Source organism: Pseudomonas sp. MWU16-30323 (assembly GCF_020515595.1).
GTDB lineage: Bacteria > Pseudomonadota > Gammaproteobacteria > Pseudomonadales > Pseudomonadaceae > Aquipseudomonas > Aquipseudomonas yamanorum.
In genome coordinates, this window is the sequence record NZ_JAIWYM010000003.1 from 217822 (window position 1) to 237971 (window position 20150).

Consider the following 20150-nt stretch of genomic DNA (forward strand, 5'->3'; position numbering starts at 1 on the left):
CCGCGAAGAGGATGGGGATCCTCGCCACGGTGAAAATCGCAGCTTGCCGTTGCGGCAAAACGCCAGACAACAACAAAAACAGAGGTTTTCCATGACAACTGCTCTTCAACAGCCTTCACTCTCAAGTCAATGCATGGCCGAATTCCTGGGCACTGCGTTGTTGATCTTCTTCGGTACCGGATGTGTTGCTGCCCTCAAGGTCGCGGGCGCCAGCTTTGGCTTGTGGGAAATCAGTATCATCTGGGGGATCGGCGTCAGCATGGCGATCTACCTGAGCGCCGGTATTTCCGGAGCGCACCTCAATCCAGCCGTCAGTATCGCCCTGTGCATTTTTGCCGATTTCGAAAAGCGCAAACTCCCGTTCTACATCATCGCCCAGGTCGCCGGCGCCTTCTGCTCGGCAGCGTTGGTTTACACGCTCTACAGCAACCTGTTTTTCGATTACGAACAAACCCACCACATGATTCGTGGCACCCAGGCCAGCCTGGAATTGGCGTCAGTGTTCTCCACCTACCCACATCCGCTGCTGGGCACAGCCCAGGCGTTCCTGGTGGAAGTGGTCATCACCGCGATCCTGATGGGCGTGATCATGGCACTGACCGATGACAACAACGGCCTGCCCCGTGGCCCATTGGCGCCGCTGCTGATTGGTTTGCTGATCGCCGTGATCGGCAGCGCCATGGGCCCGCTGACCGGCTTTGCGATGAACCCGGCCCGTGACTTCGGTCCCAAGCTGATGACCTTTTTCGCCGGTTGGGGTGAAATGGCCTTCACCGGCGGGCGCGACATTCCTTACTTCCTGATTCCGATTTTTGCACCGATTGTCGGTGCCTGCCTCGGTGCTGCCGCGTATCGCGGGCTGATTGCCCGTCATCTGCCCACCGCAGCACCTGCTACAACTGATGCAACCGAAGCGGCCGCCAGCGGCAAAACCCGTACTTCCTGATGCGATAGCCTGGGCCGCACTGCCCTTTTGCGGTCCAGGCTGTTTACTTGACTCCCCTATTCTCCGTCCAAGGCAATCGACATGACCGACATTCAGAATAAGAACTACATCATTGCCCTCGATCAGGGCACCACCAGTTCCCGGGCGATCATCTTTGATCGTGACGCCAACGTGGTCTGCACCGCCCAGCGTGAATTCACCCAGCATTACCCGCAAGCCGGTTGGGTTGAGCATGACCCGATGGAGATTTTCGCCACCCAGAGCGCGGTGATGGTCGAGGCCCTGGCACAAGCCGGCCTGCACCATGACCAGGTCGCGGCCATCGGTATCACCAACCAGCGTGAAACCACTGTGGTCTGGGACAAAGTCACCGGCCGCCCGATCTACAACGCGATCGTCTGGCAATGCCGCCGCAGCACCGAGATCTGCCAGCAGCTCAAGCGCGACGGCCACGAGCAATACATCAATGACACCACTGGCCTGGTCACCGACCCGTACTTCTCCGGCACCAAGCTCAAGTGGATCCTCGACAACGTCGAAGGCAGCCGCGAACGTGCGCGTAACGGCGAACTGCTGTTCGGCACCATCGACAGCTGGCTGATCTGGAAATTTACCGGCGGCAAAACCCACGTCACCGACTACACCAACGCCTCGCGCACCATGCTCTTCAACATCCACACCCTCGAGTGGGATTCGAAGATGCTGGAGATTCTCGACGTGCCGCGGGAAATGCTGCCGGAAGTGAAGTCGTCCTCGGAAATCTACGGTCGCACCAAAAGCGGTATCGCCATCGGCGGTATTGCCGGTGACCAGCAGGCGGCGCTGTTCGGCCAAATGTGCGTAGAACCGGGCCAGGCGAAAAACACCTACGGCACCGGCTGCTTCCTGCTGATGAACACCGGCGACAAGGCCGTGAAGTCCAAGCACGGCATGCTCACCACCATCGCTTGCGGCCCCCGTGGCGAAGTGGCCTACGCCCTGGAAGGTGCCGTATTCAACGGTGGGTCCACCGTGCAGTGGCTGCGTGACGAGCTGAAGATCATCGCCGACGCTACCGATACCGAATACTTCGCCGGCAAGGTCAAGGACAGCAACGGCGTGTACCTGGTACCAGCCTTCACCGGCCTGGGTGCGCCCTACTGGGACCCGTATGCCCGTGGCGCGCTGTTCGGCCTGACCCGTGGCGTACATGTGGATCACATCATCCGTGCCGCCCTGGAGTCGATTGCCTACCAGACCCGCGACGTACTCGACGCAATGCAGCAGGATTCCGGCGAACGCCTCAAATCCCTGCGGGTAGACGGTGGCGCAGTCGCCAACAACTTCCTGATGCAGTTCCAGGCCGACATCCTCGGCACCCAGGTTGAGCGCCCGCAAATGCGCGAAACCACCGCATTGGGCGCCGCCTACCTGGCTGGCCTGGCGTGCGGCTTCTGGGGCAGCCTGGACGAATTGCGTGGCAAGGCCGTGATCGAGCGCCAATTCGAACCGCAACTGGAAGAAGCGACGAAGGAAAAACTCTACGCTGGCTGGCAGAAAGCGGTCAGCCGCACCCGCGACTGGGAACCCCACGAAGGCGCTGAATAAGCCAAGCGCTGGACCCACATAGGGTTGTAACTGGCAGGGAGCAGATTCCTGCGTCATCATGGGCCACTTTTTACGGCAGCCCAAAGGACGCACCATGAATCTGCCTCCCCGCCAGCAACAAATCCTCGAACTGGTTCGCGAACGCGGCTATGTGAGTATCGAGGAAATGGCGCAGCTCTTTGTTGTCACCCCGCAAACCATCCGCCGCGATATCAATCAACTGGCGGAAGCCAATCTGTTGCGCCGCTATCACGGCGGCGCAGCCTATGATTCCAGCGTTGAAAACACCGCGTACGCCATGCGTGCCGACCAGATGCGCGACGAGAAACAGCGCATCGGCGAAGCCATCGCCGCGCAAATCCCCGATCATGCCTCGCTGTTTATCAACATCGGTACCACCACCGAATCCATTGCCCGGGCGCTGCTTAACCACAGCCACCTGAAAATCATCACCAATAACCTCAACGTCGCCATGATGCTGAGTGCCAAAGACGACTTCGACGTACTCCTGACCGGCGGCAACGTGCGCCGTGACGGCGGCGTGGTAGGCCAGGCCAGCGTCGACTTTATCAACCAGTTCAAGGTCGATTTTGCCTTGGTGGGCATCAGCGGTATCGATGAAGACGGCAGCCTGCTGGACTTCGATTATCAGGAAGTACGGGTTTCCCAGGCGATTATTGCCAATGCGCGCAAGGTGATTCTGGCGGCGGACTCCAGCAAATTCGGGCGCAACGCCATGATTCGCCTGGGACCGATCAGCTTGATTGATTGTTTAGTCACCGATCAGCAGCCAGTCCCGGCACTGGTGCAGTTGCTGAATCAGCACAAGATTCGGCTGGAAGTGGTGTAAGCCTATACAGGGGGAGTCCTGCCCCCTGATGTTCACAAATTTTCCTTTCTTCGCCCTTCGATCAGTATTTTCAATCGAAGCGGGGTGGCTGTGCCTGCGTTTATGCGCTACCATTTTCGCAAATGAACATTTATGTTCGAATTCCAATACGAAAAAGATTGCGAGGCCAGCCGATGAACCCTTCTACCTTGCCTGCCCCACCGCTTGCCGAAGTCTATGACGTCGCCGTTATCGGTGGCGGAATCAATGGCGTCGGCATTGCAGCAGACGCAGCCGGGCGCGGTTTGTCGGTATTCCTTTGCGAAAAGGACGACTTGGCCAGCCACACCTCCTCCGCCAGCAGCAAGCTGATCCACGGCGGCCTGCGTTACCTCGAACATTACGAATTCCGCCTGGTGCGCGAAGCCCTGGCTGAACGTGAGGTGCTGTTGGCCAAGGCCCCGCACATCGTCAAGCAGATGCGCTTTGTATTGCCACACCGCCCGCACCTGCGTCCGGCGTGGATGATTCGTGCCGGCCTGTTCCTGTATGACCACCTGGGCAAGCGGGAAAAACTCGAAGGCTCCAAGAGCCTCAAGTTCGGTCCCGACAGCCCGCTGAAAAGCGAAATCACCAAGGGCTTCGAATACTCCGATTGCTGGGTCGACGACGCCCGCCTCGTAGTACTCAACGCCATGGCCGCGCGGGAAAAGGGTGCACATATCCACACTCAGACCCGTTGCGTCAGCGCGCAACGCAGCAAAGGCCTGTGGGAAATGAACATGGAACGCGCCGACGGCAGCCTGTTCTCGATCCGCGCCCGAGCACTGGTGAACGCAGCCGGCCCGTGGGTCGCCAAGTTCATCAAGGATGACTTGAAGCTGGATTCGCCTTACGGCATCCGCCTGATCCAGGGCAGCCACCTGATCGTGCCGAAGCTGTATGAAGGCGCCCACGCGCACATCCTGCAGAACGAAGACCAGCGCATTGTCTTCACCATTCCGTACCTGAATCACCTGACCATCATCGGCACCACCGACCGCGAATACACCGGCGACCCGGCGAAAGTGGCGATTACCGAAGGTGAAACCGACTACATGCTCAACGTGGTCAACGCGCACTTCAAGAAGCAACTGAGCCGCGATGACATCGTGCACACCTATTCCGGCGTGCGCCCGCTGTGCAACGATGAATCCGACAACCCGTCGGCCGTGACCCGCGACTACACCCTGGCGCTGTCCGGCACCTCGGGTGAGGCGCCGTTGCTCTCGGTGTTCGGCGGCAAGCTGACCACCTACCGCAAACTGGCTGAATCGGCCATGGCGCAATTGGCACCGTACTTCACGCAGATGCGTCCAAGCTGGACAGCCACGGCCACCCTGCCCGGCGGCGAAAACATGAGCACGCCAGAAGCCCTGGCCGATGCGATTCGCAGCAAGTACGACTGGGTGCCAAGCGAGATTGCCCGCCGTTGGTCCACCACGTACGGCAGCCGCACCTGGCGTCTGCTGGAAGGCGTGCAATCGCTGGCAGACATGGGCGACCACCTCGGTGGCGGCCTGTACACCCGCGAAGTCGACTACCTGTGCGCTGAAGAATGGGCCACGCAGCCCCAGGACATCCTGTGGCGCCGCAGCAAGCTGGGCCTGTTCACTACGCCGGAAGAACAGGAAAACGTACAACGCTACCTGTCCAAGGTTGAGCACAATCGCGGCAAAATCGAAGCCGCTTGATCGCCCCGCTGTAAAAAAGCCCCTGCACCGAAAGGTCCAGGGGCTTTTTCATGCCTGGAGATGGCGCTGATACCGCAGGCCCATTTCACGAATACCGGAGAAGACAGAGCTCACCAGCACCGGATAGGCCGCCTGCAGAAAACCCGGGGTAGCCGTCGCGAGTGCCCGCTCCAGCCATAGGCAGGCCTGCTCCTCTTCGCCGTCTTCCGCCAGCTCCGCGGCGTGGTTGTATTGCCCACGGAAATCCCCGGCCTCGGCGGAACGCTGATACCACTGCCGGGCCAGTTGAATATCCTTGGGCACCACGACGCCTTCATGGTGGAACCGCCCCAGCAAGTTCATCGACTTGGCGTGCCCCTTTGCCGCTGCCAGGCAGAACAACTCATACGCCGCGACAAGGTCCTGCCCTACACCCCGACCGCGGGTCAGCAACTGGCCATAGTTATACAAGCCCCAATCCAGCCCCAGATCGGCCGCCTTGCGGTAATGCTGCGCGGCGTCGACCACGTCAATTTCGCAGCCCCAGCCATTCTCCAGGCAGCGCCCGATCATGTTGATCGCCATGGGGTGGCGCTGCCGTGCGGCAATGCGAAACCAGCTCAGCGCCAGCGCCTCATCCTTCTGCACGCCACGACCGTCAAGCAGCAACTGGGCCAGGGTCGCCTGTGCATCGGCATCACCCAGTTGCGCGGCATGCATCACCCACCGCACATAGGCGCGCGGATTTTCACCGAGGTCGGACGGCTCGCTGCCTGGCTGTGCAATCTGCATTACTGCCCCGAGTAGCGATCAACGACCGCAAAAAGTTTCATGATTTATTTGGTTACAAAGTATTACATTTGAGATCTCTTATCAATTACGATCGCATCTCACTAACACCCACAAGAGATTACTCAATGGCTACCGGGATCAGTTCTGCCCCCCTTTCATCGCGGCATTGGCTCGCGTCGGCAGTGGGTTTGGCAGTGGCTGCGCAAGGAGGATTCAGTTATGCGGCGGAGACCGCACCAGATGACAACACAGGTGTCATTCAGCTCGGCGCGACCAGCATCGAAGGTCAGGCCCCGAGCCAGAGCGTCTACAACCCTGTGGCTCCTTCATCCCCCAAGTACACCGAGGCCCTGCGCGACACGCCGCAGACCATCACGGTGGTGCCCAAGGAAGTCATTCATGACCAGAACCTGCTGACCCTGCGCGACGTGCTCAGCACCGTGCCAGGCATCACGTTCGGCGCCGGTGAAGGCGGCAGCGGGTATGGCGACAGCATCAACCTGCGCGGCTTCTCCGCCAGCGGCGACATCTACGTGGACGGCGTGCGTGACAGCGCGCAATACAGCCGCACCGACCCGTTCAACCTGGAACAGGTCGAAGTCGTCAGCGGGGCGAGCTCGGTGTACTCCGGTTCCGGTGCGGTCGGTGGCACCATCAACCTGGTGAGCAAGCAGCCGGAATTGCGCGACAAGACCACCATCAGCGCAGGCATCGGCACCGATCACTACAAACGCACCACCCTGGACACCAACCAGACGCTCAACGACACCACGGCGTTCCGCCTGAACCTGATGGCCCACGGCAACGATGTCCCGGGGCGCGACTATGAAGATTACGAACGCTGGGGCATCGCGCCGTCTATCGCCTTTGGCATGGGCACGCCAACTCGCGTCACCGTCAGTTTCGAGCACCAGAAAGACAACAACACACCGCAATACGGCATCCCCATCTACAACGGCAAGCCCATGCCGGGGGTGGGCTGGAGCGACTACTACGGCTACCACAACATCAATGACCAACAAATCACCTCGGACTCGTTCAGCCTGAAGCTCGAACACGACTTCAACGATGCCGTGTCCGTGCGCAACTTCACCCGCGTCGAGCGGGTTCGCCAGGACCTGCGTGCCTCGGGCCCCGAGGGTGCACTGACCGGCTGCCTCGCCAGCGGCACCCAGATCACAGGCGCCCCTTGCACCGCGGGCCTGCAACCGGGCTACTTCCAGCCAAGCGGTGGCTCATTGGGCAACGAGCGCAACACCCAGAACAAAATGTTCACCAACCAGACCGACGTCACCAGCCACTTCAGCACCGGATTTATCGACCACACGCTGGTGACCGGTATCGCTATCAGCCGCGAAGAATACGAGGCGGATACCGGGAAATGGTTGACCAACAGCAACGGCAGCACGATCGTCCCGCCACCGGTCAGCTACAGCGATCCGAACTCCGAATGGACCGGCCCGGTCAACTTCACCCGGGCCGCCCACATTGACGGCGCGCTGAACAACCGCGCCGCCTATGCCTTCGACACGCTCAAGCTCAACCCGCAGTGGGAAATCAACGGCGGCCTGCGTTACGAGCACAACGCCGGCAGCTCGGTGACCAACGCCTACTCCAGCACCGGCGTGGAAACGCCCGGCACTCGCTACGGCCAGGCCGATGACCTGACGTCCTACCGCCTGGCGCTGGTCTACAAACCAGTGGAAAACGGCAGCTTCTATATTGCCTACGGCAACAGCAAGACCCCGTCCCAAGCCAGCGTCAACGGGGGTTGCTACACCCCGGCCAAAAGCTCAAGCATCGCCACCAACAACTGCGACGTCGACCCGGAAACCGCCGTCAGCTATGAGATCGGCACCAAATGGGACCTGCTCGACAATGCCCTGTCGCTGACGGGCGCGATCTTCCGCAATGACCGTACAAACTACAAAGTCGCCGACAACGACCCGAGCAACCTCAGTGGCACGCAAACCCTCGACGGCAAGGCACGTGCCGATGGTGTGGCCCTGGGCCTGAGCGGCCAGCTGACTGACCGCTGGAAGGTCTTCGCCAACTACACCTACCTGAACACCCGTGTGCTGCGCAGCGCCAGCGATTACACCCTGGCGACCACCGGCCTCGACGTGCAGAAAGGTGAGCCGCTGACCTTCACCCCCAAACATGCGGCCAGCCTCTGGACAGTGTACGACCTGCCTTACGACTTCCAGGTGGGCTACGGCATCACGGCGCAAACCAAGCAGTACCTGGTCAGCGCCGCCGGGGCACCGACTTCGCCCGGCTATGCGGTGCAACGTGCGATGCTCGGCTACAAGGTCAACAAACAGCTGAACCTTCAGTTGAACATCAACAACCTGTTCGACAAGGAGTACCTGACCCGCATCCGTAACAACGGTTGGGCGGTGCCCGGCGATGGCCGCGCAGCGGTTGTCTCGGCGGACTATACGTTCTGACCGAGCCACACCAAAAAGCCCCGGGAGCCACGCGCCCGGGGCTTTTTCATGGGCGATACAGGCTCAACCTGCCATTCGGTTTTCCGAACACCGTACCCCGACCGATTCGGTTTGCCGGACCAGAGCAGCGCAAAAACCTCGTCACAAAAAGTTAATCTCGATATAAATCATATAGTTAACCTTTTATTACTGGTCTGGCACGACTCATGCTCTACACTCGTAGGCGATTGCCTGAGGCGCCTCAGGAGCCGTCATGGGCATTCGCAGCACTGTTTATATAAAAACGTGGCCGTACCAACCGGTCTCATAAAAAAAACAAATGTCGAGGAAGTATTGATGCGCATCGTTCCCCATATCTTGGGCGCAGCTATCGCTGCTGCTCTGATCAGCACTCCAGTTTTCGCCGCCGAACTCACCGGCACACTGAAGAAAATCAACGACTCCGGCACGATCACTCTCGCTCACCGCGACAGCTCCATTCCGTTTTCCTATATCGCGGATGGTTCGGGCAAACCCGTGGGCTACTCCCACGACATTCAGCTGGCTATCGTTGAAGCCCTGAAAAAAGACCTGAACAAACCCGACCTGAAGACCAAGTACAACCTGGTCACCTCGCAAACCCGTATCCCGCTGATCCAGAACGGCACCGCGGATATCGAGTGCGGCTCCACCACCAACAACGCCGAACGCGCCCAGCAGGTCGACTTCACCGTCAATATCTTCGAAATCGGTACCCGTCTGCTGGTCAAGAAAGACAAGGATGGCAAGCCGTCCTACAGCGATTTCGCTGACCTGAAAGGCAAGAACGTCGTGACCACCGCCGGCACCACGTCCGAGCGCATCATCAAGGCGATGAACGCCGACAAGCAGATGGGCATGAACGTCATCTCCGCCAAGGACCACGGTGAATCCTTCCAGATGCTGGAAAGCGGCCGCGCCGTCGCCTTCATGATGGATGACGCCCTGCTGGCCGGTGAAGAAGCCAAGGCCAAGAAGCCGGACGACTGGGTCATCACCGGTACTCCACAGTCCTTCGAAGCCTACGCGTGCATGGTTCGCAAAGACGACCCAGCCTTCAAGAAGGCCGTGGATGACGCCATCGTCGGCCTGTACAAATCCGGCGAGATCAACAAGATCTACAGCAAGTGGTTCGAGAGCCCGATTCCACCAAAAGGCCTGAACCTCAACTTCCCGATGAGCGACAAGGTGAAGGATCTGATCGCCAACCCAAGCGACAAGCCAGCGCCTGACGTAAAAATCTGATACCTGACTAAGCTTATGTCCTGAGGGGGCCAAACCTCCCTCAGGCGTCTGTTACTACCTGCTGGCTTTAATTTTGGAACACTCGACCTGGCGGTTTTCGAGCCGATCGCGTGTGCCTGGCGTTCACCGTCGGGCGGGAAAGGATCTTCCCCAAGCGGGTGCTTGTACATCGATCGATCTCGAGGGGAGACCCTAATGAATTACAACTGGGACTGGGGCGTATTCTTCAAGTCCACCGGCGTTGGCAGCGAGACTTATCTCGACTGGTACATCTCCGGATTGGGCTGGACCATCGCCATCGCCGTCGTGGCATGGATTATCGCCTTGCTGCTGGGCTCCGTACTCGGCGTCATGCGCACCGTGCCAAACCGCATCGTATCGGGCATCGCGACCTGCTACGTGGAACTGTTTCGTAACGTGCCGCTGCTGGTTCAGCTGTTCATCTGGTATTTCCTGATACCCGACATGCTGCCGCAGAACCTGCAAGACTGGTACAAACAAGACCTCAACCCGACCACCTCGGCCTACCTGAGCGTTGTCGTGTGCCTGGGCCTGTTCACCGCCGCCCGTGTATGCGAGCAAGTGCGCACCGGCATCCAGGCGTTGCCACGGGGCCAGGAATCCGCCGCGCGCGCCATGGGCTTCAAGCTGCCGCAGATCTACTGGAACGTGCTGCTGCCCCAGGCCTACCGGATCATCATTCCGCCGCTTACCTCGGAATTCCTCAACGTCTTCAAGAACTCCTCCGTGGCGTCCTTGATCGGCCTGATGGAGTTGCTGGCGCAAACCAAACAGACCGCCGAGTTCTCGGCCAACCTGTTTGAGGCCTTCACCCTGGCCACGCTGATCTACTTCACCCTGAACATGAGCCTGATGCTGCTGATGCGCGTGGTCGAGAAGAAAGTCGCCGTGCCCGGCCTGATCTCCGTGGGGGGTAAATAATGGACTTCGATTTCAGTGGCATCATCCCCGCCATCCCGGGCCTGTGGAACGGTATGGTCATGACCTTGCAGTTGATGGTCATGGGCGTGGTCGGCGGCATCATCATCGGCACCATCCTCGCGCTGATGCGCTTGTCTTCCAACAAGCTGCTGTCGCGCCTGGCCGGCGCCTATGTGAACTACTTCCGCTCGATCCCGCTGCTGTTGGTGATCACCTGGTTCTACCTGGCGGTACCGTTCGTGCTGCGCTGGATCACCGGCGAAGACACGCCGATCGGTGCGTTCACCTCCTGCGTCGTGGCCTTCATGATGTTCGAGGCGGCGTACTTCTGCGAAATCGTGCGGGCCGGCGTGCAGTCGATCCCCAAGGGCCAGATGGCCGCCGCGCAGGCCATGGGCATGACCTACGGCCAGACCATGCGCCTGATCATCCTGCCCCAGGCGTTCCGCAAGATGACCCCGTTGCTGCTGCAACAGTCGATCATCCTGTTCCAGGACACCTCGCTGGTCTACACCGTGGGCCTGGTGGATTTCCTCAACTCCGCCCGCTCCAACGGCGACATCATCGGCCGCTCCAATGAGTTCCTGATCTTCGCCGGTGTCGTCTACTTCATCATCAGCTTTTCCGCCTCGCTGCTGGTCAAGCGTCTGCAAAAAAGGTTTGCCGTATGATCTCTATCAAGAATATCAACAAGTGGTATGGCGACTTCCAGGTGCTGACCGATTGCAGCACCGAGGTTAAAAAAGGCGAAGTGATCGTGGTGTGCGGGCCGTCCGGCTCGGGCAAATCCACCCTGATCAAGTGCGTCAACGCCCTGGAGCCGTTCCAGAAAGGCGACGTGGTCGTCGACGGCACCTCCATCGCCGACCCGAAGACCAACCTGCCGAAACTGCGCTCGCGCGTCGGCATGGTGTTCCAGCACTTCGAGCTGTTTCCGCACCTGACCATCACCGAAAACCTGACCATCGCGCAGATCAAGGTGCTGGGCCGCAGCAAGGAAGAAGCCACCCAGAAGGGCCTGCAACTGCTGGAGCGCGTCGGCCTGTCGGCTCACGCCCACAAGCACCCGGGCCAGCTTTCCGGCGGCCAGCAGCAGCGTGTGGCGATTGCCCGTGCGCTGGCGATGGACCCGATCGTCATGCTGTTCGACGAACCCACCTCGGCCCTCGACCCGGAAATGGTCAACGAAGTACTCGACGTGATGGTGCAGTTGGCCCAGGAAGGCATGACCATGATGTGCGTGACCCACGAAATGGGTTTCGCCCGCAAGGTAGCCGACCGGGTGATCTTCATGGACGCCGGCAAGATCATCGAAGACTGCCCGAAAGAGGAATTCTTCGGCGACATCAGCGCCCGCTCCGAGCGTGCGCAGCACTTCCTTGAGAAAATCCTGCAGCACTAAAAGCACCACTGCTCCCCAGTGAAAACCGGGTTTATGTGGGAGCAGGCTTGTGTGGGAGCTGGCTTGCCTGCGATTGCATCACCTCGGTGTGACTGACACATCGAGGCGCCTGCATCGCGGACAAGCCCGGCTCCCACACAAGCCTGCTCCCACACGGGACCGCGCAAGCTGGCAGCTCTGGTTGACCCAAGGCATCTGTGATGAAATGCGACCCCAACCTCTTTCGCGCCGCGCCGCCATCACTTGCCGTGAAGCCTCGTCTGATTCGCCAGTTGTTCCTGCCGCCGCTGATCATCGCCCTGATGATCGGACTGGGTTACATCGGCTTCTGGATCAGTGAGTTCTATGGGATCCGCACCCTCAGCGATACCGGCGAACGCCAGCTGGAATTGCACGCTCGCACCGTCGAGAGCGAGCTCAGCAAATACACCTACCTGCCCAGTCTCCTGGAGCTGGAATCCAGCGTCTCCAAGCTGTTGGCCGACCCGAATCAAGAAACCCGCAAAACCGTCAACGACTACCTCGAAGGCCTGAACCGGCGCAGTCGCAGCCGGGCGATTTACGTGATGGACACCACCGGCCGCGTGCTGGCGACCAGTAACTGGCGCGACGCCGACAGTTACCAGGGTGAAGACCTGTCATTCCGTGCCTATTTCCAGAATGCCGTGCGCGGCCAGCCCGGCCGGTTCTACGGCATCGGCAGCACCAACGGCGAACCCGGCTATTACCTGGCCCATGGCCTGGAAGAGCACGGCAAGATCATCGGCGTTGCCGTGGTCAAGGTCCGCCTGGAAGCGCTGGAAGAGCGCTGGCAGCGGGCGCGCCTGGAGGCCTTCGTCAGTGACGAGAACGGCATCATCATTCTCTCCAGCGACCCGGCCCGTCGCCTCAAGTCCGTGCGACCACTGAGCGATGACACCAAGGACCGCCTCGCCCACAGCCTGCAATATTACTGGGCGACGCTCAACGAGCTGGAACCACTGGCCCGCGAGCGTCTCAATGAAGGCACCGAGAAATTAACCTTCCCGGCCAACAGCGAAGTGGTGGCAGACGAGCATGAGGTCAGCTACCTGGCACAGACCCGTCCACTGAACGACACCCCCTGGAATTTCACCCTGCTCACCCCGCTGAACGATCTGCGCCGGGCCGCCATCAACCAGGGAATCCTGGTGGCAGTGGCCTTTGCACTGGTGGCATTTCTGCTGATTGCCTGGAACGAGCGGCGCAAGGTGATTGCCACCCGCCTCGCCGCCCGGGAAGCCCTGCAGGAAGCCAATAACCAGCTGGAACGACGGATTGCCGAACGCACCACCGACCTGCGGGCCAGCAACGAGCGGCTCAAGAGCCAGATTCGCGAGCGGCGCCAGGCCGAGGAAACCCTGCGCCGGGCCCAGGACGAACTGGTGCAGGCCGGCAAACTCGCGGCCATCGGCCAGATGTCCACCAGCATCGCCCACGAATTGAACCAGCCACTGGCCGCCTTGCGCACCCTGTCGGGCAACACCGTGCGTTTCCTTGAGCGTGGGGCGCTGGACACCGCCAGTGCCAACCTCAAGACCATCAACGAACTGATCGACCGCATGGGCCGCATCACCGCCAGCCTGCGCTCCTTTGCCCGGCGCGGTGATGATCAGGGCGAAGCCAACCTGGGCAAGGCGGTGGACGCTACGTTCCAGATCCTCGGCAGTCGCCTGGAAACCTTGCCACTGACGGTGCACCGCCACTTCACCAGCGCGCAATTGCAGATCGACCAGACGCGCCTGGAGCAGATCCTGGTCAACCTGATCGGCAACGCCCTGGACGCCATGCAGGCGCAACCGGCCCCCGAGCTGTGGCTGGAAGGCGACATCGTCGACGGCAAATACCGCCTGCAGGTGCGCGATAACGGCCACGGTATTGATCCCGAAGCCCGCAAGCATTTGTTCGAACCGTTCTTTACCACCAAACCCGGCGAACAAGGCCTGGGCCTGGGCCTGACGCTGTCGGCCAGCCTCGCGGCCGCCACCGGCGGCAACCTTGCCGTCGAGCACCCGGCCAGCGGTGGTACTGCCTTTGTCCTGAGTTTGCCGCTGGCGAGCCCTCAACAAGTCGAGTCGAAATGAACGCAGAAAAAAACACCGACCTGACCGTCCTGATCGTCGAAGACGACCCCCATGTACTGCTCGGCTGCCAGCAAGCCCTGGCCCTGGAAGACATTCCCAGCGTGGGCGTGGCCAGTGCCGAAGAAGCCCTGACCCGTGTCGGCGAAAACTTCGCCGGCATCGTCATCAGCGATATTCGCCTGCCGGGCATTGACGGCCTGGAGCTGCTGACTCGCCTCAAAGCCTTGGATAAAAGCCTGCCGGTGGTGCTGATCACCGGCCATGGCGATATTTCCATGGCCGTGGGCGCGATGCGCAACGGCGCCTATGACTTCATGGAAAAACCCTTCTCGCCCGAGCGTCTGGTGGACGTTGCCCGTCGCGCCCTGGAGCAACGCGGGCTGGCCCGGGAAGTCTGGTCGCTGCGTCGGCAACTGGCCGAGCGCGACTCCCTCGAAGGCCGAATCATCGGCCGCTCCCCGGCCATGCAAAACCTGCGGGAGTTGATCGCCAACGTCGCCGACACTTCGGCCAACGTGCTGATCGAAGGCGAGACCGGCACCGGCAAGGAACTGGTCGCCCGTTGCCTGCATGATTTCAGCCGACGTCATTCCCACCAGTTCGTTGCCTTGAACTGCGGTGGCCTGCCGGAGAACCTGTTCGAAAGCGAAATCTTCGGCCACGAAGCCAACGCGTTTACCGGCGCGGGCAAGCGCCGCATCGGCAAGATCGAACACGCCCACGAGGGCACGCTGTTCCTCGACGAAGTGGAAAGCATGCCGATGAACCTGCAGATCAAACTGCTGCGGGTATTGCAGGAACGCACCCTGGAACGCCTGGGCTCGAACCAGAGCGTGGCCGTGGATTGCCGGGTGATCGCCGCCACCAAGTCCGACCTCGACGACCTGAGCCGCGCCAACCAATTCCGCAGCGACCTGTACTACCGCCTCAACGTGGTAACCCTGGAACTGCCGCCCTTGCGGGAACGCCGGGAAGACATCCTGCAATTGTTCGAACACTTCCTGCAGCAGTCGTCGTTGCGTTTCGACCGCACCGCGCCGGACCTCGACAACCAGACCCTGTCCAGCCTGATGAGCCATGACTGGCCGGGCAACGTGCGTGAACTGCGCAACGTCGCCGAGCGGTTTGCCCTGGGTTTGCCGGCCTTTAAAAAGAGCGGCGCCAGCAGCGGCAACCACGGTCTGGCCTTCACCGAGGCAGTGGAAGCCTTCGAGCGCAACCTGCTCAATGACGCGTTGCAGCGCAGCGGTGGCAATCTGACCCAGGCCAGCCAGGAACTGGGGATGGCCAAGACCACGCTGTTCGACAAGGTCAAGAAATACGGGCTGAGCCACTAGGAGCGCATTGTGGATTTATTGCTGAAGGCGGCATTGGGCGCAGGGGTAGTGCTGATTCTGGCGGCGCTGGCCAAGACCAAAAATTATTACATTGCAGGGTTGGTGCCGCTGTTTCCCACGTTCGCGTTGATTGCGCATTACATCGTCGGCAAGGGCCGCTCGGTGGAGGATCTGAAGACCACCATCGTGTTCGGGATGTGGTCGATCATTCCGTACTTTGTGTACCTGGCGACGTTGTATGTGATGGTCGACCGGATGCGCCTGGAAGCTTCGCTGGCGGTGGCGGCGGTGGCGTGGCTGATGGCGGCTACGGTGTTAGTGAGTGTGTGGGTCAGAATTCACGCCTGACACACCTCAGTCGAAAATGTGGGAGCGGGCTTGCTCGCGAAGACGGCGTGCCAGTCAATATATGTGCTGACTGAACCACCGCTTTCGCGAGCAAGCCCGCTCCCACATTTGATCGGTGTTGCCTTGAAGATTGTGTCACCACTCTCAGCGAACAATCTTGTCCACCTGAATCCCCAGCTTCTTCAACCGATACCAAAAACTGCGCTCGGAAATCCCGATCTTCTGCGCCGCCGCAGCCTGCACCCCGTTGCTCTCCTGCAACGCCGCCATGATGTAAGCCTTCTCCACCTCCGCCAGCGCCGCATCCAGGTCGTGCGGCACACCCGACCCGTTGCTGAGGATCGCACCCACCCCGTCTTCAGCTGGCATCGAAGCAAACAGATACGCCGGCAAATCAATGTCCTCGATCACCGGCGTCGCCGCAACGATGGTTGCCCGCTCCACGCAGTTCTGCAGCTCTCGAATATTGCCCGGCCAGGAATACGCCGCCATGGCCTGCAATGCCTCAGGGCTGAAACCGGTGATGCGTTTACCCGCCGTAGCACTCAAGGTCTGGGCAAAGTGCCGAGCCAGCGGCGCGATGTCTTCCACTCGCTCACGCAGGGCCGGCAGCGGAATCGGGAACACATTGAGGCGGTAGTAAAGGTCTTCACGAAACTCTTTGTTCGCCACCGCATCCAGCAAATTCTTGTTGGTGGCGGCGATCACCCGCACGTCCACCTTGCGCTCCCGCGGGTCGCCCACCGGCTCGATCACCCGCTCCTGTAAGGCCCGCAGGATTTTCGCCTGCAACGCCAACGGCATGTCACCCACTTCATCCAGAAACAGTGTGCCCTTGTCCGCCTGCTGGAAGCGCCCGACCCGGTCCGCCACGGCGCCGGTGAAAGCGCCCTTGCGGTGGCCGAACATCTCGCTTTCCAGCAAGCCTTCGGGAATCGCCGCGCAATTGACCGCCACAAACGGCTTGTCGGCACGATTGCCGTGTTTGTGGATGGCACGGGCGACCATCTCTTTGCCGGTGCCGCTTTCGCCGGTCAGCAGCACCGTAGCGTTGCTGTCGCGCACCGAGTCCACGGCGTGCAGCACGCGGCGAAACGCCGGGCTATCGCCCACCAGGCTGTCGAACTGCGCCTGCTCATCCAGCTCGGCACGCATGCGTGCGTTGTCGCGCATGATGTCGCGAAACTGCAGGGCCTTGGCCACGGTGATGTCCAGCTCGTCGATGTCGAACGGCTTGGCGATGTAGTCGTAGGCGCCGTTGCGCATCGACTGCACCGCGTTTTTCACGGTGCTGTAGGCGGTCATCACGATCACCGGCAGGTGGGGGTAACGCACCTTGATTTCCGCCAGCAGCGCCGGCCCGTCCATGCCGGGCATGCGCCAGTCGCTGATCACCAGGTCGATGTCTTCCTGCTCCAGCACCTTGAGCGCGTGCAGGCCGTTACCGGCGGTAAACACCTGGATCCCGCTCTGGCTCAAGGCCGACGACAGCAAGTCACAGAGCTTGGGTTCGTCATCGACTACCAATACGTTATGCGTCATCACCATCCTCATCATCGCCGTCGTCTGCACCCTGAGCCGGAATGTACAGGCTGAAGGTGGCGCCGGCATCTTTCTCGCTGACACATTCGATGCTGCCGTCATGACTTTCCATGATCGAGAAGACTTTGGCCAGACCCAAGCCGGTACCCGAGGCCTTGGTGGTGACGAATGGCGTGAAGATCCGCTCGATCATGTCCGACGGAATGCCCTCGCCGGTATCGGCGATGCTGATCACCGTGTTGCCACTCACACTGCGGATGCCCAGGGTCAGGCGGCCGCCTTCGGGCATGGCATCGATGGCGTTGAGAATCAGGTTGAGGCACGCCTGCTTGAGTTGCTTGGCATCGGCGTAGATCGTCGCGCCGGGGGCCTGGTCTTCGATATGGGCGTCGATGTTATGGGTCGACAACTCTGGCCCGCAGAAGCCCAGGATGTCCTCCACCACCGGCCGTGCCGCTTGCACCGTGCGCAACGGCGCACTGGGTTTGGCGAAGTCGAGGAATTCGGTGATCAGGTCGTTGATCCGGCTGACCTCACTGATCACGTATTCGAGGTGGCGCTTGTCGGTTTCCGGCAAATCGGCGCGGCGGTGCAGCAACTGGGTGGCGGTCTTGATAATGCCCAGCGGGTTGCGAATTTCGTGGGCCAGGCCCATGGCCACTTCCCCCAGGGCGTGCAAACGGTCACGGCGGCGCAGCTGCGCTTCCAGGTGATGCAACTCACCGAGGCGCTCGGTCATGTGGTTGAAGGTGCTGCTCAGTTGCGCCAGTTCGTCGCCGCCGCTGACTGCCACACGGTGCTGATAGTTGCCCGAGATCACCGCACTGACGCCTTCGGACAGTTCCCGCAACGGCCGGGTCAGGCGCTGGGACACCAACATGCCGGCACCGAGGGACAACGCCGAGCTGAGCAGGAAGATCAACACGAACAGATTGCTCTGGTTCACCAGGCCCACCAGGCTGGTGTGCCGCAGCAAGCCACTGAAGATCACCCCTTGCAGCTCGCCGGCATCATTGAAGATCGGCCAGTACAAACCGCTGTAGTTACTGGTGAACTGTTCGCTGGGCTGCTTGGTACTGCGCAGCGCGGCTTCGATACTCGAAGGAATCCGGCTGGGGTGATCAACGAAGCGCTGGGTGGCGAAAATCTCCGAGAAGCCGTTGGGATTGGCCAGGTACAGGCGCAGGTCGAGGGAATGCACATCGGCCACGCTGGTCAGGAAACTGCTGTCCAGGTACGTGGCCACCAGCAGCTGATAGTCGACACCGTCCTCGCTGGTCTCAAAGGTGGACACCACCACGCCGGTGGTCACACCCGCCACCTGGACTGTCTGCAACACCGCATTACTCGCCAGGTTGATTTGCTTGACGATGTCGTCGGCGGCGGTGGTGAACACGATCTTGTGGTCACTGCTGCGGATCAACGCGACCACGTCGATGTCGGTGGCGGCGGCAATGTCAGCGGTCAGCTTGTCGTGCTTGGCGGCCTGGCGCGACGACGGCGGCTTGGTGTAGCGCAGGAACAGCTGGGCGACCCGGGCGTTGTCGTGGAGGATGTCGCCGATCTCGTCCTTGACGATCTTGGTCGACTCCTGCAGCCAGATACGCACGTTGCTGTCGAAGATCTGCGACAACGTCGTCGCGGCAAGCTCCGCCGCGATCATCGTCGGAATCACGGTGACCAGCCAGAACGCCAACACCAGCTTGCGCTGGACGCTCCAACGCGAAATGGCAAAGGGGCGGGCTTTTGGGCGGGTCTTGTTGATCATCAGGTTTCGCTTATCGCAGCAGCCATGGCAGGGTCGGATCGATCCGGTCGGAGAAACACTTTCGCTACAAACAGCGCACGGTTGACCAGCCAGTTACGGTGGCGGAAAAACATGCTGTTGCCCTGGAACTCGCAGCCCAGCAGCAGCTTGCTGGCATAGCCGGCCTGACCGCATTCATATAACGCAATATTGTTGCGAATGCAGTACTCGACATTGGTTAGCCAACTGCGCACAGCCAGGTTGTATTCGCGGCTGTAATCACTGTCTTCGCCGAAAAACTTGTCAATCAGGCGATCCTGGTTGAGCAGGATAAGGTTGAACGCTACCAGTTGCTCGTCCACCCAATAAAGCACACAGACCGCACGTTCTTGCAGCTGTTCAAGGATACCGGTGAAATAGCCTGCCGGCAGTCGCTCGAACTGCAGGTCGGAGCGTTCCAGGGTGGCCTCATACAACGCCATGATACGCGGCAGTACGTCGTCGATATTACGTCGCCACTCAACACGAGGGCTTGGCGCACGCAGTTTGCGGCGCAAGTCCTTGCGGGTGGCTTTGTCCAGGGAACCCAGGTAGGCGTCCACTGAACCAAAAGGGATCGGCAATAAAGCCGTTGGCAGGCTGGGCATGCTCTGGAAGCCCGCGCCAAGGCAGCTGTTTGACCAGGCTTCATCCTTGGTCGGTGCGTCCTTGACCGCCACCAGCCCAACACCCAATGCATCGGCATCCTGGCGCGCGGCAGCGAGCAATTGCGCAAGCAACGCCTCGCGCCCTGATTCGGGAACGTGGCTGGCGATACCCGCATTGCACTGTTCTGCCACCGGCGAACCGATGGCATACAGGCCCAACTTCAAAACACCCGGCCACAGTCGCTCCAGGCGCTCGGTAAAGCGCTTACCTACGCCCGACACTGTCGTGTCGAGGCGATAACGCGTGATGAACGCCGGCGCGACCGCTACCAACGTTGCATCGTCAAACACCGCAAGATAGCGCCACTGAAAATCATCGATAGCGGCATTTTCCACGACCACGTAATAGTCCCAATCCTCCAGGGCATCGGGAAAACAGTCGTTCCAGGCACTGCGTTCGATGGCCCGAATGGTCGAAAAGGCTTGGGCGGTAATCACGTCTGA

General features: G+C 60.6%; 16 protein-coding genes. 12 read left to right on the forward strand and 4 right to left on the reverse strand.

The window, feature by feature from the left end:
- The first annotated feature begins 91 nt into the window (after positions 1-91).
- The 4 genes from LIY45_RS05970 (at position 92) to glpD (ending at position 5095) form a co-directional block, all read left to right on the forward strand.
- Positions 92-946 carry an MIP/aquaporin family protein gene (locus tag LIY45_RS05970; protein WP_026078302.1) on the forward strand — a complete coding sequence of 285 codons (855 nt, stop codon included), beginning with the start codon at positions 92-94 and terminating at the stop codon, positions 944-946.
- A gap of 81 nt (positions 947-1027) precedes the next feature.
- The gene (glpK, locus tag LIY45_RS05975) at positions 1028-2533 is read left to right on the forward strand and encodes a glycerol kinase GlpK (protein WP_226475656.1); all 1506 of its coding nucleotides are present in this window, start codon (positions 1028-1030) and stop codon (positions 2531-2533) included.
- Positions 2534-2627: 94 nt separating this feature from the next.
- Positions 2628-3383: a DeoR/GlpR family transcriptional regulator gene (locus LIY45_RS05980; RefSeq protein WP_003208723.1), complete on the forward strand. Its 756-nt coding sequence runs from the start codon at positions 2628-2630 to the stop codon at positions 3381-3383.
- Positions 3384-3556: 173 nt separating this feature from the next.
- Positions 3557-5095, forward strand: coding sequence for a glycerol-3-phosphate dehydrogenase (glpD, locus tag LIY45_RS05985; protein WP_226475657.1), 1539 nt, complete (start codon positions 3557-3559; stop codon positions 5093-5095).
- Between the two features lie 48 nt (positions 5096-5143).
- On the opposite strand, the gene LIY45_RS05990 is transcribed toward glpD, so the two are convergent.
- Complete coding sequence (locus LIY45_RS05990) at positions 5144-5866, reverse strand: tetratricopeptide repeat protein (RefSeq protein ID WP_226475658.1); 723 nt, start codon at positions 5864-5866, stop codon at positions 5144-5146.
- Between the two features lie 194 nt (positions 5867-6060).
- Here LIY45_RS05990 and LIY45_RS05995 point away from each other — a divergent pair, with 194 nt between their 5' ends.
- The 8 genes from LIY45_RS05995 to LIY45_RS06030 all read left to right on the forward strand — a co-directional run bounded on the left by LIY45_RS05995 (position 6061) and on the right by LIY45_RS06030 (position 15710).
- Entirely contained in the window at positions 6061-8316 is a 2256-nt protein-coding gene (locus LIY45_RS05995; RefSeq protein ID WP_226475659.1) for a TonB-dependent siderophore receptor, read from the forward strand.
- A gap of 336 nt (positions 8317-8652) precedes the next feature.
- The gene (locus LIY45_RS06000) at positions 8653-9579 is read left to right on the forward strand and encodes a glutamate/aspartate ABC transporter substrate-binding protein (protein WP_063027416.1); all 927 of its coding nucleotides are present in this window, start codon (positions 8653-8655) and stop codon (positions 9577-9579) included.
- Between the two features lie 195 nt (positions 9580-9774).
- Positions 9775-10521 carry an amino acid ABC transporter permease gene (locus tag LIY45_RS06005; RefSeq protein ID WP_017480112.1) on the forward strand — a complete coding sequence of 249 codons (747 nt, stop codon included), beginning with the start codon at positions 9775-9777 and terminating at the stop codon, positions 10519-10521.
- Positions 10521-11192, forward strand: coding sequence for an ABC transporter permease subunit (locus LIY45_RS06010; protein WP_017480111.1), 672 nt, complete (start codon positions 10521-10523; stop codon positions 11190-11192). Before LIY45_RS06005 ends, LIY45_RS06010 begins: the two co-directional genes overlap by 1 nt.
- Entirely contained in the window at positions 11189-11923 is a 735-nt protein-coding gene (locus tag LIY45_RS06015) for an amino acid ABC transporter ATP-binding protein (protein WP_003231449.1), read from the forward strand. The genes LIY45_RS06010 and LIY45_RS06015 overlap by 4 nt, the downstream gene beginning before the upstream one ends.
- 200 nt (positions 11924-12123) lie before the next feature.
- Positions 12124-14025 carry a sensor histidine kinase gene (locus LIY45_RS06020; RefSeq protein ID WP_226475660.1) on the forward strand — a complete coding sequence of 634 codons (1902 nt, stop codon included), beginning with the start codon at positions 12124-12126 and terminating at the stop codon, positions 14023-14025.
- Entirely contained in the window at positions 14022-15362 is a 1341-nt protein-coding gene (locus LIY45_RS06025) for a sigma-54 dependent transcriptional regulator (protein WP_017480108.1), read from the forward strand. Before LIY45_RS06020 ends, LIY45_RS06025 begins: the two co-directional genes overlap by 4 nt.
- Positions 15363-15380: 18 nt before the next feature.
- Positions 15381-15710 (forward strand): GlpM family protein, encoded by a 330-nt coding sequence (locus LIY45_RS06030; protein ID WP_177325549.1) that lies wholly within the window; start codon positions 15381-15383, stop codon positions 15708-15710.
- A gap of 144 nt (positions 15711-15854) precedes the next feature.
- Here the strand turns inward: LIY45_RS06030 and LIY45_RS06035 are convergent, their stop codons facing one another.
- Genes LIY45_RS06035 through LIY45_RS06045 form a run of 3 tightly spaced genes read right to left on the reverse strand, consistent with a single transcriptional unit; the run spans position 15855 to position 20144 of the window.
- Positions 15855-17252 carry a sigma-54 dependent transcriptional regulator gene (locus LIY45_RS06035; RefSeq protein WP_226475661.1) on the reverse strand — a complete coding sequence of 466 codons (1398 nt, stop codon included), beginning with the start codon at positions 17250-17252 and terminating at the stop codon, positions 15855-15857.
- Positions 17242-19020, reverse strand: a complete 1779-nt coding sequence (locus LIY45_RS06040; RefSeq protein WP_226475662.1) for a HAMP domain-containing sensor histidine kinase — start codon at positions 19018-19020, stop codon at positions 17242-17244. The genes LIY45_RS06035 and LIY45_RS06040 overlap by 11 nt, the downstream gene beginning before the upstream one ends.
- The gene (locus tag LIY45_RS06045; RefSeq protein ID WP_226475663.1) at positions 19020-20144 is read right to left on the reverse strand and encodes a GNAT family N-acetyltransferase; all 1125 of its coding nucleotides are present in this window, start codon (positions 20142-20144) and stop codon (positions 19020-19022) included. The genes LIY45_RS06040 and LIY45_RS06045 overlap by 1 nt, the downstream gene beginning before the upstream one ends.
- Positions 20145-20150: the final 6 nt, after the last annotated feature.

What these genes read in the sequence shown, in the direction of transcription:
- LIY45_RS05970 (WP_026078302.1), top strand. Translation starts at nt 92, where the DNA reads ATGACAACTGCTCTTCAACAGCCTTCACTCTCAAGTCAATGCATGGCC.
- glpK (WP_226475656.1), top strand. Translation starts at nt 1,028, where the DNA reads ATGACCGACATTCAGAATAAGAACTACATCATTGCCCTCGATCAGGGC.
- LIY45_RS05980 (WP_003208723.1), top strand. Translation starts at nt 2,628, where the DNA reads ATGAATCTGCCTCCCCGCCAGCAACAAATCCTCGAACTGGTTCGCGAA.
- glpD (WP_226475657.1), top strand. Translation starts at nt 3,557, where the DNA reads ATGAACCCTTCTACCTTGCCTGCCCCACCGCTTGCCGAAGTCTATGAC.
- LIY45_RS05990 (WP_226475658.1), bottom strand. Translation starts at nt 5,866, where the DNA reads ATGCAGATTGCACAGCCAGGCAGCGAGCCGTCCGACCTCGGTGAAAAT.
- LIY45_RS06000 (WP_063027416.1), top strand. Translation starts at nt 8,653, where the DNA reads ATGCGCATCGTTCCCCATATCTTGGGCGCAGCTATCGCTGCTGCTCTG.
- LIY45_RS06005 (WP_017480112.1), top strand. Translation starts at nt 9,775, where the DNA reads ATGAATTACAACTGGGACTGGGGCGTATTCTTCAAGTCCACCGGCGTT.
- LIY45_RS06010 (WP_017480111.1), top strand. Translation starts at nt 10,521, where the DNA reads ATGGACTTCGATTTCAGTGGCATCATCCCCGCCATCCCGGGCCTGTGG.
- LIY45_RS06015 (WP_003231449.1), top strand. Translation starts at nt 11,189, where the DNA reads ATGATCTCTATCAAGAATATCAACAAGTGGTATGGCGACTTCCAGGTG.
- LIY45_RS06020 (WP_226475660.1), top strand. Translation starts at nt 12,124, where the DNA reads ATGAAATGCGACCCCAACCTCTTTCGCGCCGCGCCGCCATCACTTGCC.
- LIY45_RS06025 (WP_017480108.1), top strand. Translation starts at nt 14,022, where the DNA reads ATGAACGCAGAAAAAAACACCGACCTGACCGTCCTGATCGTCGAAGAC.
- LIY45_RS06035 (WP_226475661.1), bottom strand. Translation starts at nt 17,252, where the DNA reads ATGACGCATAACGTATTGGTAGTCGATGACGAACCCAAGCTCTGTGAC.
- LIY45_RS06040 (WP_226475662.1), bottom strand. Translation starts at nt 19,020, where the DNA reads ATGATCAACAAGACCCGCCCAAAAGCCCGCCCCTTTGCCATTTCGCGT.